The organism is Corallococcus silvisoli, from assembly GCF_009909145.1.
GTDB classification, from domain to species: Bacteria; Myxococcota; Myxococcia; order Myxococcales; family Myxococcaceae; genus Corallococcus; species Corallococcus silvisoli.
The window spans coordinates 1-12,518 of sequence record NZ_JAAAPJ010000033.1; the positions used below are offsets into that span (position 1 = coordinate 1).

Annotated in this window: 10 protein-coding genes and 1 tRNA gene; 6 read left to right on the plus strand and 5 right to left on the minus strand. The window is 66.2% G+C overall.

Annotated elements, in window-relative coordinates:
- Nucleotides 1–567 precede the first annotated feature (567 nt).
- Nucleotides 568–1,083: a redoxin domain-containing protein gene (locus GTY96_RS36820; protein ID WP_143909515.1), complete on the plus strand. Its 516-nt coding sequence runs from the start codon at nt 568–570 to the stop codon at nt 1,081–1,083.
- On the plus strand, nt 1,080–1,613 hold the full coding sequence (locus GTY96_RS36825) for a DsbA family protein (protein WP_161667147.1): 534 nt from the start codon (nt 1,080–1,082) through the stop codon (nt 1,611–1,613). The genes GTY96_RS36820 and GTY96_RS36825 overlap by 4 nt, the downstream gene beginning before the upstream one ends.
- Nucleotides 1,614–1,626: 13 nt before the next feature.
- Here the strand turns inward: GTY96_RS36825 and GTY96_RS36830 are convergent, their stop codons facing one another.
- Nucleotides 1,627–2,421, minus strand: coding sequence for a mechanosensitive ion channel family protein (locus tag GTY96_RS36830; RefSeq protein WP_235686136.1), 795 nt, complete (start codon nt 2,419–2,421; stop codon nt 1,627–1,629).
- Nucleotides 2,422–2,675: 254 nt separating this feature from the next.
- Between GTY96_RS36830 and GTY96_RS36835 the strand changes: the two genes are divergently transcribed.
- Entirely contained in the window at nt 2,676–3,839 is a 1,164-nt protein-coding gene (locus tag GTY96_RS36835; RefSeq protein ID WP_161667148.1) for a lipase/acyltransferase domain-containing protein, read from the plus strand.
- A 12-nt stretch (nt 3,840–3,851) separates the two neighbouring features.
- On the opposite strand, the gene GTY96_RS36840 is transcribed toward GTY96_RS36835, so the two are convergent.
- Nucleotides 3,852–4,385, minus strand: a complete 534-nt coding sequence (locus GTY96_RS36840; protein WP_186002221.1) for a hypothetical protein — start codon at nt 4,383–4,385, stop codon at nt 3,852–3,854.
- A 263-nt stretch (nt 4,386–4,648) separates the two neighbouring features.
- On the opposite strand from GTY96_RS36840, the gene GTY96_RS36850 reads away from it, so the two are divergent.
- Nucleotides 4,649–4,722, plus strand: a tRNA-Arg gene (locus GTY96_RS36850).
- Between the two features lie 1,716 nt (nt 4,723–6,438).
- Here GTY96_RS36850 and GTY96_RS38660 read toward each other — a convergent pair.
- Nucleotides 6,439–6,876, minus strand: coding sequence for an ATP-binding protein (locus GTY96_RS38660; protein WP_328701131.1), 438 nt, complete (start codon nt 6,874–6,876; stop codon nt 6,439–6,441).
- A gap of 161 nt (nt 6,877–7,037) precedes the next feature.
- The gene (locus GTY96_RS36860; RefSeq protein WP_161667150.1) at nt 7,038–8,003 is read right to left on the minus strand and encodes a hypothetical protein; all 966 of its coding nucleotides are present in this window, start codon (nt 8,001–8,003) and stop codon (nt 7,038–7,040) included.
- Nucleotides 8,004–8,285: 282 nt separating this feature from the next.
- On the opposite strand from GTY96_RS36860, the gene GTY96_RS36865 reads away from it, so the two are divergent.
- Nucleotides 8,286–9,131, plus strand: a complete 846-nt coding sequence (locus tag GTY96_RS36865) for a GC-type dockerin domain-anchored protein (protein WP_161667151.1) — start codon at nt 8,286–8,288, stop codon at nt 9,129–9,131.
- A gap of 672 nt (nt 9,132–9,803) precedes the next feature.
- Complete coding sequence (locus GTY96_RS36870) at nt 9,804–11,525, plus strand: eCIS core domain-containing protein (protein WP_161667152.1); 1,722 nt, start codon at nt 9,804–9,806, stop codon at nt 11,523–11,525.
- Nucleotides 11,526–11,662: 137 nt separating this feature from the next.
- Here the strand turns inward: GTY96_RS36870 and GTY96_RS36875 are convergent, their stop codons facing one another.
- Nucleotides 11,663–12,253: a hypothetical protein gene (locus GTY96_RS36875; RefSeq protein WP_161667153.1), complete on the minus strand. Its 591-nt coding sequence runs from the start codon at nt 12,251–12,253 to the stop codon at nt 11,663–11,665.
- Nucleotides 12,254–12,518: the final 265 nt, after the last annotated feature.

Here is a 12,518-nt window from a genome sequence, read left to right on the forward strand (position 1 = left end):
GAGAAGCTCGGCGCGCTTCTCCGGCGAGAGGTTGGCGATCCGCTTCGACAGCTCCTGGCTCATCTCGTGTACTCCGCACTCGGGGACGCAATGGCGTGCGAGCGGCACCTGCGCGGCGCCGCCCGTGAGAACTTCGACTGGATGCTGGTGTCGGATTGACGCCCTGCGCTGTGCCCCGGGTGAGCGCAGCGAGGGTGGGTCAAATTCATGTAGGTGAGATTATTCCGTGAGCAAGCGGCCTGTCATGAGGGCCACATGCATCCCATCTGAATGAATTCAGGTATTTGCAGAATTATTCTGGTTCCCCGCACCAACGGAGGGAAGGACTCCGGATGTCCTGCCGAGAGTGACCGGCTCCTGGCGTCTCTTCCCTGTCCGAGGGGTGAGCAGGCGCTGGGCTGGCGCGTCCTGCCCCCGCTTGCCGGCCCTGAGGGGCTCCCAGGGGGGCGTGAGTCGCGGCGCCGCCCGCGCTGGCCGCTGCCAGAGCCATGGTCCGAGCGCTGGACGCCCATGGGTTGGCGGGTGGCGGACGGCCTTCCCAGATTCAGGCCAGCGAGGACTTCTCCCATGGCCACTGCCACGCTGTCCCTATCCCGTCCGCTGCCACCCGGCTCACGGGCTCCCTCATTCCAGCTCGCTGTCACGCCCGCGAAGTCGGTGTCCCTGGCGGACTGCGCGGGCGCTCCCGTCGTGCTCGCCTTCTACCCGGCGGACTTCAGCCCGGTGTGCGGCGATGAGCTGGCCCTCTTCAACGAACTGCTCCCCGAGCTCCAGCGGCACGGCGCGAGGATGTTCGGCGTGTCGGTGGACAGCGTGTGGTCGCACGCCGCGTTCGCGCGGGAGCGAGGGCTTCGTTTCCCGTTGCTCGCGGACTTCCACCCCAAGGGGGACATGTCGCGGCGCTACCACGCATGGCGGGAGGCGGAGGACGTCTCCGAGCGCGCGCTCTACGTGCTGGACGGTGACGGGGTGATTGCCTGGTCGCACGTGTCGCCCCCGGCGGTGAACCCCGGCGTGGACGGCGTGCTGGATGCGTTGGAGAAGCTGTCCAGGGGCACGGCAACGCACGAGGTGCGCTCTTGACCCGCCTGAAAAGAGCGCCGGGCCCGGGCGATCACTTCCAGGGGCCCCGCGCCGCGCCCGTCATCCTGGTGGAGTACGGCGACTACCAGTGCCCGTACTGCGGACAGGCCTACTGGGAGGTGAAGAAGCTCCAGCAGGGCCTGGGTACGCGACTGGGGTTCGTGTTCCGCAACTTCCCGCTGACCCAGGCGCACCCGCTGGCGCTCCAGGCCGCGGAGGCCGCCGAGGCCGCGGCCGTGCAAGATCGCTTCTGGGAGATGCACGACCTGCTCTACGAGAACCAGGACGCGCTGGAGATGCCCGTGCTGGTGTCCCACGCGGAGGCCCTGTCCCTGGACATGGACCGCTTCCGCGCGGACCTGGCCTCGCACCGGTTCGAGGAGCGCGTGCGCCGGGACTTCATGGACGGCGCGCGCAGCGGCGTGAACGGGACGCCGACGTTCTTCGCCAACGGCTACCGGCACGACGGCCCCTTCAGCGCGGCCGCGCTGCTGGAGGCGCTGGCGGGAGGACTGGACGCCTCCCGCTGACGCCCCTGCCGTTCTAGCCCGCCTTCGCGAGCGGAGGCGGCGACGCCGCGAAGGCCGCGCCGGGCACCGTGTAGGCATGGGCCGTGAGGGTCTCCACGATCGCCTCGCCCACGGAGGCCTGCACGTCGTTGAACTCGGTGGGCTTGCAGAAGATGCACACCGCCAGCACGGGACCCTGGAGCGTGAACTCCGCGACCTCCACCTGGGGGACCGGCTTCGCCTGGACGCCCTGCACACTGGGCATGCGCTCCAGCAGCGACTGCATGAGCAGCTTCACGTCCGCACCGTGCACCAGCGGCACCTTGACGGTCATCTTGCGGTGCGGGTGGTGGCTGTAATTGATGATGTTGTCGCTGAACATCTGGTTGTTGCCCACGGAGATCCGCACGTTGTCCGTCGTGTCGAGCGTGGTGACGAACAGGCCAATCTCCTGCACGTAGCCGACGACCCCACCCGCTTCGATCTCCTCGCCCACCCGGAAGGGGCGCAGCACGAGCAGGAACACGCCCGCGGCGAAGTTGGCGAGCAGTCCGGACCACGCGGCGCCAATGGCGATACCCGCGGCGGCGATCAACGCGGCGAAGGACGTCGTCTCCACGCCCATCAGCCCCAGGATGCCGACCACCAGCATCAGGGTCAGGGTGCCGGTGAAGAGCGAACCGATGTAGCGGATGAGCGTGGCATCCAGCTGCCGCCGCTGAAGGCCCATGTCCAGCACCTTGCGGAACCCACCGATGACCGTCCGCCCGATGAACCAGACAATCAACGCCCCGATGACCTTGAGCAGGAGCGGGAGCGCCTCCGTCATGGCCAGTGACTTCAACTGAACGACAAACTCATCCATTGGCATGAACCCTTTGACACGGACCAGATCTGGCCCGTGTCTTTTGCACGGGGCAGGCCACGGCATGCAAGTGCACTGACTGAGAATCCACAGCTGTCCAGGAGGGCAATCCTGACCCGTCAGTCCGGGAGCTGACACGACTGGGGTGGGGACTGACACGTCAAGGGGGGCGTGGCGGAGTCCTTGCGTGAAGGAGGGCGGGAGGAGACGGTGGGGTCATGCGACTGATTCCAGTTCCGCTCCTGATGCTGTTGAGCGCGTGCACCGCCTCGCGTGTCGAGGTCCCTCCGGCCACGGGGGACGAGGTGACGGTGTTCATCCACGGCTATCGTGGGTCGTTCCTCGTCACGGCGGACGCGAAGCGCGAACGGGCGTGGGTGTCCGTGGGCGAGCTGCTGACGCGCGGCGACCGTTCGCTGGCGCTGCCGTTCCCTGGGCAGCGGCTGGCGCAGGACTTTGGAGCGCTCACGGTGGACGGGCCGGTGACGCGCTTCACGGTGCTGCCGTGGGTGGCGCGCTACGACGTCTACAAGGGCTTCCTGGAGTTCGCGCGCGACCGGCTGCCGGGCCTCGTGGTGTTCGACTACGACTGGCGACAGGACAACCGCGTGACGGCGAAGCGGCTGTGCGCGCTGTTGGAGGAGCTCGCCAGCGCGCGGGGCGGCCGGGTGAAGGTGAACCTGGTGGCGCACAGCATGGGGGGGCTCGTCACGTTGCACTGCCTGCGCTACGGCGCCGGCGATGACACGGGCGAGCCCACGTGGGCGGGCGCGAGGCACGTGAAGCGGGTCGTGTTCCTGGGCACGCCCTTCGGTGGGGCGCCGGGCATGTTCGACGACTTCACGCTGGGAACGCCGGTGGGGCGCAACCACGCGCTGCTGTCTCCCGAGGCGCTGTTCACCTTCGCCTCCGCGTTCCAGCTCATGCCTGCTCAGAGCGACTTCTTCGTGGACGCGAGCGGCCAGCCGGTGGCCTTCGACGCGTACCGGCCGGACGCGTGGGTGGGGGGGGGGTGGGGCGTGTTCCAGGACGCGGTGGTGCGCGAGCTGCCCGCGTATCGCCAGCAGTTGGAGCGGATGTTGGAGGCGCGCTCGGGCCTGGCGCGGGCGCTGTCGGAGCGTGAGGGGCCGCCGCCGCCCTTCCGCGCGCTGGCGGTGGTGGGCGTGGGGCATCCGTTGATCAAGTCCTTCCGGGTCATCGACGGGAAGCCCACGTTCGAGGATCCGATCCTCGCGGATGGTGATGGCTCCGTGCTCACGACCCGGGCCCTTCCGCCGGCGCCGCTTCACGTGGACCGGCTGGAGACGAAGGCCGACCACGTGGAGATGGTGGGGGACCGGGACGTCCAGGAGGCGGTCGCGCGGTTCCTCGAGGGCGACTGAGGTGCGGGGGCGTCAGTCCCCCTGGATGGCGGCCTGCCAGTCGCCATCCACGGAGATGCCGACGCGCATGCCCATGTAGCTCTTCTCCTTGCGCATGTCCTCGAGCTGCGCGTCCGGGTAGATGCCCTTCAGCAGGGCGAAGTCCGCGTCGGTGGCGCCCTCGCGGAAGGCGGTGGGCCACCAGAAGAGGTCGCCCTCCCGGTAGAAGGGGAGGTCGAGGACCTGGACCAGCCGCGCCAGCACCGGCTGCGGGTCTTCCTTCCACTCCTCCTGGATGCGCCAGGTCGTGGCCATGTCCTGGTCGGGGTCGTGGGAGAAGCGCACGCTCTGGCCCTTCTCGTCGCCCAGCCTCTGCAGCGCCGCGTAGTCGCAGGCCACCGCGGCCGCGACGATGCGCTCGCGCATGGAGGCGACGGCGGGGGGCAGCGGCCTCGCGGGCGGCTTGGGCTTGGGGCTCAGCCTGCTGGCGGAGCAGGTCGCGCCGGCCGGGGCAGGAGGCCGGGGGGCGGGTGGGGCCGGCGGGGCGGGCGGAGGCGTGGCGGGCATGGTCGGGCTCGGGGCAGGGGACGTCGCGGGCGTCCGGGGTGACTCCGTGCAGGCCAGACAGGCGGCGAGAAGACAAGGGGAGAAGAAGGGCACGCGGTTCATGGCCCCGGGTGTAGTCCACCGGGGAGGGCGGGCCGTCAGGCGGGACGCCCCTTTTGTGCAGGAGCCGTCACGCGAGGACCGCCCTCCGGGCGACGGACCTGGATTGCGTGCTTGCGTCGCTCTGGGACTTCGGTTACTCCTCCGGCACCGGAAGCAGTTCTGCGCGATTAGCTCAGCTGGATAGAGCGTTGGCCTCCGGAGCCAAAGGCCGCAGGTTCGAATCCTGCATCGCGCGCTCTCGTAAGTGCCCGGTCTTCCAGGAAAATCTCTCCTGGAAGGCCGGGGCGCCGAGCAGGCAACGAGAAGTTTTCCGGCGTGCTGCCAGTCGCGAAGCTGGGCGCGGACTCGGCACCTGGGTCCCTCTGCCCGCGGCAGGAACTGAGCGGGACAGCTGCTCGAGATCCCGTCGCGGACTTCCGGCAGCGCGTAGGGCTTGCACCGTGCAACCCATGCCGAGTGGGTGAAGTGGGTGCGTGAGCGTCAATTCCAGCGGCCACTTTCGCGCGCTGAGCGCAAGGCGGGCCTGCCACCCACCATCCCGTCGCCCCTGGCCGAGCGCGCGAACCGCGACTGCCCCCCTCTTAGGGGGCTGGCGCTGCTCCCGCTGCGGGTACGTGGCGGAGCCACTGCGCGAGCCCTACGCCACGCCCTGGGACAAGCTGACGGCGGCAGCGCTGGCCTACGTCCTGCGGAGGGCGCCCGTGGCCCGGAGGGCTCAAGACGAAGTGTCGCAAGTGCATTCCGTGCGAACGGTCCCGGCTGAGGCACGGTGAGAGGGGGACCGTCCGGATGGGCTGACACCTGCGCAGCTCCGGCTCCAGCAGCGGGTGAAGGCGCTGGAACTGCTCCGCGAGGGACACCAGAGTGGGTCGAGAGCCTCCTGCATCGTGAGCCGTGACGTCGTGCTCGTGCCACCGCGAGCGCGAGGCCATCCCGTGCCCGGTGCCGCAGAGTCCGGCCGGGGACGCTCCCGCGCGGCTTCTCCCAAGGGCGTCAGGAGTGCGCTCATGTCGTTTCTTGGCGCCAGTTCCCTGTTGGGGAACTGGCGCCAGTGGAGTCACTTTAGCTAGCTGCAGGTACAGGTGTGTTCATCGCGAGAGCAACTGCCAGTGCAGTAGCAGTCCTTCTTGCCATCCCTCGAGGAGCAGCTCCGCCCCTCGCCATCCTCCTCCATTTCATGCTCCGCGAGAGACTGGCTCTGTTCTGAAGGGAGGGCATTCACCAAGCTCTCGTACTCCGGAGTGCCAGGGATGAACGTCTCGACCTTGTCCGAGCCAGGGGAAAACCGCTCAATGATAGAGCCGTCTCCGAGAGCGTCGCTTCCGCAGCCAACGAGTCCTACAACCGCCGCAATGACAATGACTGCCCGGCTGATGTGCATAGGTTTCCTTGGGGTGAGGGGACTACGGCTGATTAATCTCATACTCATGGAAGTCTGTAAATACGTAGTGTTTCGATTGGGCATGGATGGTCAGAATTCGCTCGGGCGCTGGACGAGCGCTGCCCGCGTGCGCCATTGCTGACTTGCTTGCTGTCCGCTTGGCTCCATCGCGCTGGGGTTGGAGGGACTCCTCTGGCGTGCGGGCAGGTAATCCGCTCGAAGGGACGGGAAAGACTTCTTCGTCACGTGGCGGCGGATGGCGGAGAGGGGGGGCATGGTGGCATACGCCGAGAGAGTCCGGGGCTACCCCGCTAAGCAGGGGGTGAACTCGGACATCTTGGGTTGCGATTCTCGGTGCGGCATCGTCGCGGTGCTGCGCGTCAAGATAGCTGTCGCGTGAAAGGGTTCAGCGGATGCGTTTCAGTTCCTGCGCGTCCGGTGAGGAGTTGAGGCGCCAGGTCCCGCTGGCGTCCAGTCGCGCGTGTCGTGGCTCCAGCGCTCGGGGTGACGTGCGCGGGCACGCTGGTACACCGTGTCGAGGGCGGGTCGGCCAAGCGGATCCGCTGAGGGCTACCGCGCGTCGGCGGCCGAGGGCTCGCGCCGCCGGGAGGGAGGCGGATTGCGGTCCATGGTGGCGCTGGCCATGAGCGGGTCGCTGAAGAGGGGCGCCCACTCCTCGATGGATCGGTTGGCGGTGATGACGGTGCTCTTGCGCTCGTAGCGCTGGCGGACGACTTCGTGGAGGTCCATCGGCTCGTCTTGAGTCAGGCCACGCAGGTCGAGGTCATGGATGATGAGCAAGTCAGGGGAGGTGAAGTGCGTGTTCAACGTTGACGGCGCTGCGCAGCAGCAGCCACTGCGTCCTCCGATTCGGAGGTAGAGATGGCGGCACGGAGGCTGTCCATGAGGAAGTTGAGAGAGCTGTTGCGGTCGCGCCTCGCGGCCGCCTTCGCTGCTCACCCCGAGCGCTTCCCCCACGGCCCTCCGAAGCCCCAGGCTCTTCCGCACGCCGTCTGGATGAAAAATCCCGCGCAGCTCCCCAACTCACAGGCGGCTGCGCATCAATCTCTCCGCTTCACTGTCTCATTCACGTTGACAGGTTCCGCTGCTCAGCGAGCGGAGGCGCCAACGATGCTGGTGCTGGGGACGAAAGCGCCCACTCCGCCTGTTCAGGTCTGACGCAACAGTTCATGCGGAGGATACTTGTTGGTCACCTTGACGCTGAATTTCCCCTTGATGTCCTTTCCGTTGAACTCGTAGATCCATTTTCCATATTTCGGAGTCTTCGGAGTTCCATCTGCGATGGTTCTGAGCTGCCTTGTCTTGGTTTTGAGCAGATTCTGGAGTTCGATCATGTCGGAGATGCTGCGGCTCTTCACATTGGTCTCTTCGATTTCTCGCACCTCGGCGCGCAACTCCTTCAGGTACTCACTGGCGAGAATGGCATCCTCCTTCTGCACCAGGGACTTACCCGTTTCATAGTCGAAGGCCAGGGCCCCGGTCCGCGCGGTGAGACGCAACGAAAGCTTCGGCAATTTGCGAGCGAGCTCGCTTCCAAACCGATAGGCAAACGATGATTGTACATCCTTCGTCGTGATTTCTTTGAGGAACTCGTGATTTGTCGAGTAATTCTCGGAGCGAGCCGCATAGCACATTGACAGCAGTATTCGGACCTCCTTGGACCTGGCGCGTATTAGGTTGAAGATGAAATAGGCGAGGCTTCGGTAGTGGATCTGGTGCTCCTGTTTGTGTTGACCTTCGCCCTTGCGTGCATAGCCATTCACTGCGTCATGCGCGTAGCCATGAAGGCAGATCATGATCTGCGGGTAGGTCTCGCAGGCCAGTTTGACTTTGGCCAACTTTTCCGAGCTGAAGTCGGCGGTCCGATTGAAATAGATGAGTTCATTCAGGAGATTATAGACGCGGACGTCCGCTTTCTTCTCCGTCGGGGGGTAGGACTCGAACTTGCCCCGGTCATCCTTATCGACGAGCACCAACTCCGTATCGCGCGAACGAACGGTCGCCGAGTCAAAGGAAGGCGAGGAGAATCCCCCCAGTCCCTTCTTCGAATCGTACTTCCAGTAGGGTTCGAATTTGTCGTGGGCGACGTGCAGAATCGTCGTAGCAACCTTCATGCGGAATCCTCCGGTAGGGCACGCTAACACCCGCCTGGAGACCTCGCGGAGAGCCCCGCAGGTAGTGCTCCGATCTGAAGACGTGCTGCTGCCGCACGAGCGGGACATCAGGTGTCCAGCTGGGCCTGATGGCCAGTGCGGCAGGTCGTAGCCAATGCCCTGGACTACCGGATGGGCAGTGTCATGAAACGTCATTGAAACATCCTTCGGGTGGATGCTCCGGGTGTCAGGAGGGTGCCGTATGGTGCGCGCCGCAACCTGTCCCGCAACACGGAGGTCCACATGCGCTTCATGTCCCTGTGCCTGGGTGCCGTTCCCCTCTTTGTCGCCACGGCGGCGAACGCCCAGACCATCACCCCCATCGAGGGCAGCCGCTCCGTCTCGGCCTCCATCTCCGCGGTGGATGCCGTGACGAACGTCGTCCAGTCGGACTCGCGCGGCACGAACGGCTTCGCGGCGTTCAACGAGAGCCTCTCCTTCCACGCCAACACCCAGTACGAAGGCTCTCGGAGCCGCGTGGACGCCAACGCCTCCGGCACGCAGCAGTCCACGATCACCGCCTCGCGCATCACCGCGTCCGTGTCCACCTCCGCCGAGGGTGTAGCGCTGGACCGCTCCGCGCGCGGCCAGGGCGTTGGCAACGCGGACTTCTACCTCACCTTCGAGGTCAACCGCCGCGCCCGCTATGTCGTCACGGGGAACGCGCAGGCCACCTCGAACGCCAGCAATGGCGGCACCCGCTTCGGTGGGTCCACCGCGCTGCTCTACATCGCCAACCTGGAGAGCGGGATTCCCGTTCTCTCCATCGACATCGGCGACTCGGACTCCGACTCGGTGAGCCGCACCGGCTGGATGCCGGCGGGCCCGTACACGCTCCAGGGGGATGTCTCCGCGCTGGTGGATGCGAATGGCCGGTTCTCCGGGACCGCCTCCGCGTCCTGGGCCCTGGACCTGAAGCTCTTCTGCGCCTCGGATTTTGACGCGAACGGTGTCGTGAACGCAGTCGACAGCACCGCGTTCCTCAGCGCCTGGAGCGCGGGCCTCCTGACCGCGGACATCGACGGCAATGGCGTCATCAACACCGCCGACCGCGACGTCTTTCAGCTCGCGTACGGCAGGGGCTGCTGAGCAGACAGAGCAGGACCTCCTGACCTCGCCGTGAGAGCGCGCGAAGTCGCCGCGAGCGACTTCGCGCGCCACCGTCGATTGACGCCCCGCCGTCCGTCCGGATGGGCTGTCTCGCGAGTCGTTGCACCCTGACATGGTGAAGAAAGCCATTCGAGTGCCCTGTCCACCTCGTCCTGGCTCGGCGTGCCGTGCCGCAAGTCGTTCCTTGGCTTGGCGATGAGCTTGCGCGGGGGGACGGGCTCGAAGGAGGTGCCAGGTGTTGGGAAATATCGCCAAGGCGAAGCGAGAAACTGACGGGCGGAAGACGGTAGAGGGACGGCGAGCCGCACCTCGAGTTTCGCTGAGCCCTCCATGTACGAGTGCGTCGCGGCGACTCCTCCTCAGTGAGGCCTCCCGCCGAAGAGCGCCAGCATGAACAGGCCGATTTTCGGCAGCGGACGCCAAGAGCCTCGGTGGAGCCAAGGATGCCTTGGATTCCAAGGATGCTGGCCGATGTTCTACCCGTCCGGCGCCAGACGCTCGCGTGGGCTGGGAACTCGTTGTGTACGATACGTCCTTCACGGGACATGCACCGATAGCCTGGGAGCACGGATCTTGGATGTTCGGCACCGTTGGATCACCCCGTCGCACCTGAAGCGGGTCTGCGCTGGAGGCTGGGCACTCCCGAGAGGGTTGCGTGTCCGGCTCGAGCGCGCCTTTGGGGCCGAGCTGAGCGGCGTGCGCCTCCACGAGCATCCTCTGGTCGCGGAGCTGGGGGCCGAGGCCGTGTGCTGGGGAGAGCAGATCCTCATCGCTCCAGGGGCACTGGATCTCGACTCGGCTCACGGGACCCGGATCCTCGCGCATGAGCTGGTGCACGTGCTGCAACAGCGTGCAGGCCGCGTACCTCATGGGAACGGTGGGGCCGGGCTGCTCGTGGATGCGGCCCTGGAAGCGGAGGCCGAAGCCCTGGCGGTGCGGGCCCTCTCGGGGGCGTGTGCGCGCCTCGCGGCTCCGGGGGCAGCCTGGGGACGAAGGGCTTCGCCCACCCCCGCGCTTCAGGCGTACCACGTCATCCCGAACGCCCAGTTCGGGGCCCAGCACGTCAATCTCCACAACGCGACGTTCGAGACGCAGCGGGACGGAGTGCGACCCCACCCCTTCCCGAAGACGCACGGGGACAGCTTCCTCATCGACGCAGGGACGGCGAACGTCATGGTGCGGCCGCACCCGCAAGTCACGCTCCGGGTCTCGGACGACAACGAACTCGCCATCGAGGACACCGACCCCCACCACGCGCAGGCCAAGTACTTCTTCGCCACGGACAGCGCCATCGGCCGGTGCAACCGCGCGTTGAGGTCCGCGGGCTCCAGCTATCGGATCGCCAAGGTCCCCGGTCCGCGCTATCTCGAAATCGGCCCCCCCGCGCAGCCGGGCTGCCTGCCCTTTCTGTCCGGCCCGGGGCCCAGGCGACTGTTCCAGGTGGCGATGTCCGAGGGTGGGCAGATCGAGCCCGCCGTCTCGCAGAACTGCAATGAGATCTCCGGCAAGGTGATGGGAGAGCAGCAGGACGCGCAGCGCACCGTGAGGTTCAACCCGTCCGGCAATCAGCTCTTCCTCAATCTGCCGCGCTGGCAGCTCGGAGGGTGGGCCCATGCCTATGCGGCCCATGGCGACATTCCCTTCAGGCTGGCGGTACTCATCACCACGTTCCTCTTCCATGGACAAGGAGAGGGACCCAATGCCGCCGCGGCCCGGCAACGCGCGGTCAACGATTACCAGGTGGGATTGCAGAACGCGCTGGTGGGGGCGAATACCCCCAATGCCCAGATGGCGGCGCTCGCGGGCTACTATGGCCCTATCGGTCGCGACTATGGCCGGCTGGTGAACCGGGTCCGCGCCCAGGCTCCCATGACGCTCAACGGCGTGAACCTCAACGGGCCCACGCTCGGCACGCGTTACGAGCAGCTCCTCTTTCGTCTGGGCCTCAATGCCTATGCGGACCCACGGGTGGGCGATGCGTTCCAGACGTACTCCGTGGGCGCCATGGAGCGCTATCAGGACGCCCAGCACCGCAACTGGATGCGGATGCGGGACGAGGTGGCTCCCCGCCCGGCGGCGCTTGTTCCTCCGCCTGTCTACAGTGCACCGGTGTGGGAATATCACTGGGGTGGGGTGGTCGCGGAGAGCGGAGCGGACCGCATCACCTTCGAGAACTACGCCCGCAACTACGAAGACCGCGATGGTCCCCAACTCCATGGCAGCGAATTCCGCTCGTTCTTCCAGATGACCCGTGTGCCCACCCAGCTCAATGATCCGTTGATCGCCCAGTCCTGGCACGAAAGCTGTTACGCCCACGGCTTCGCCAACGCCCTGACGATGACTGTCTCCAAGGTCAATCGCTGTGGGCGCTAGATCGCAGCTCACCGCCGACGATTCAGGATGAGGACATCCACCGCGCGCCGGGTTCTCTCTTTCGCGGCAACCTGGTACAGCCGCGGGGGGGCGGGCGCAACCGCGCAGGCGACAACAGCTCCGACCGCCCAGCGCACTCAGCCACAACCATCGACGCCATCGATTTCCGCCCCGGTCATGTCAATCCACCCCATCTGTCCCTTGGCGTCCTTCACCCGGACGTACCAACGGTTCTCTGGGTATGACTCGGCGACTGCTGTCGGTTTGCCTTCGGCCTTGATGGAGATGCTGGGGGTGTTGACATTCCAGAATGGCTCGACATCGCGGATGACCCTGCCCTTGAACCAGATGTCGAAGGCGTTTTCGCCATTGAAGCGCAGCAGGTAGAGCCGGTCTCCCTTCTGCGCCGTCTCGACTGGACCGTACTTCTCGAAGCCGATGATGGGGCGGAACTTCGTCGGCGCCGTGACTCGCACGACTCCTGCCTTGAGCGTGACGACGTTTCCAGTCAAGGCCACGAACGACTCCCGCGCACCCATCTGACGTATCACCGGAGCATCGCTCGAGGGTTCCGTCCTGAGGGACACTGGCTTGCGGGCCACCCACTTCTTGCCGTACGTCGAGCACTCTCCCGCGAAGACATCCGAGAGGGTGAGCGGAAGCGTCGGCCCCTCGTCGGCCGACGATACCGAGATGAGAAGCGCGGTGACGATACTCCACGAAACCATGGACTCTCCTGTTCCGAACCGAAGATAGGCTGCCTCGGACTCCTTACCCTTCGCTGAGCACGACCGCGAGTTCGGAATCCATTCCACAGGGTCGGCGGAGGCTGCTCAGGCTATTTCTGCCGCACGGGGATGTATGGACGCGGGCTGTTCAGATCGCTGGCGGATACTCCCACATCATTCGCGTGCATCTAGAGCGCCGATCAGGTTACTTCAAGGGAGCAGGCAAGCGGCAGAGGCTCGACGCGGGCTGTCGCCGTGTGATCAG

Excerpts from the sequence above, each read along its gene's own strand:
- GTY96_RS36820 (WP_143909515.1), top strand. The coding sequence starts at position 568 with ATGGCCACTGCCACGCTGTCCCTATCCCGTCCGCTGCCACCCGGCTCA.
- GTY96_RS36830 (WP_235686136.1), bottom strand. The coding sequence starts at position 2,421 with ATGACGGAGGCGCTCCCGCTCCTGCTCAAGGTCATCGGGGCGTTGATT.
- GTY96_RS36835 (WP_161667148.1), top strand. The coding sequence starts at position 2,676 with ATGCGACTGATTCCAGTTCCGCTCCTGATGCTGTTGAGCGCGTGCACC.
- GTY96_RS36840 (WP_186002221.1), bottom strand. The coding sequence starts at position 4,385 with ATGCCCGCCACGCCTCCGCCCGCCCCGCCGGCCCCACCCGCCCCCCGG.
- GTY96_RS36860 (WP_161667150.1), bottom strand. The coding sequence starts at position 8,003 with ATGAAGGTTGCTACGACGATTCTGCACGTCGCCCACGACAAATTCGAA.
- GTY96_RS36865 (WP_161667151.1), top strand. The coding sequence starts at position 8,286 with ATGCGCTTCATGTCCCTGTGCCTGGGTGCCGTTCCCCTCTTTGTCGCC.
- GTY96_RS36875 (WP_161667153.1), bottom strand. The coding sequence starts at position 12,253 with ATGGTTTCGTGGAGTATCGTCACCGCGCTTCTCATCTCGGTATCGTCG.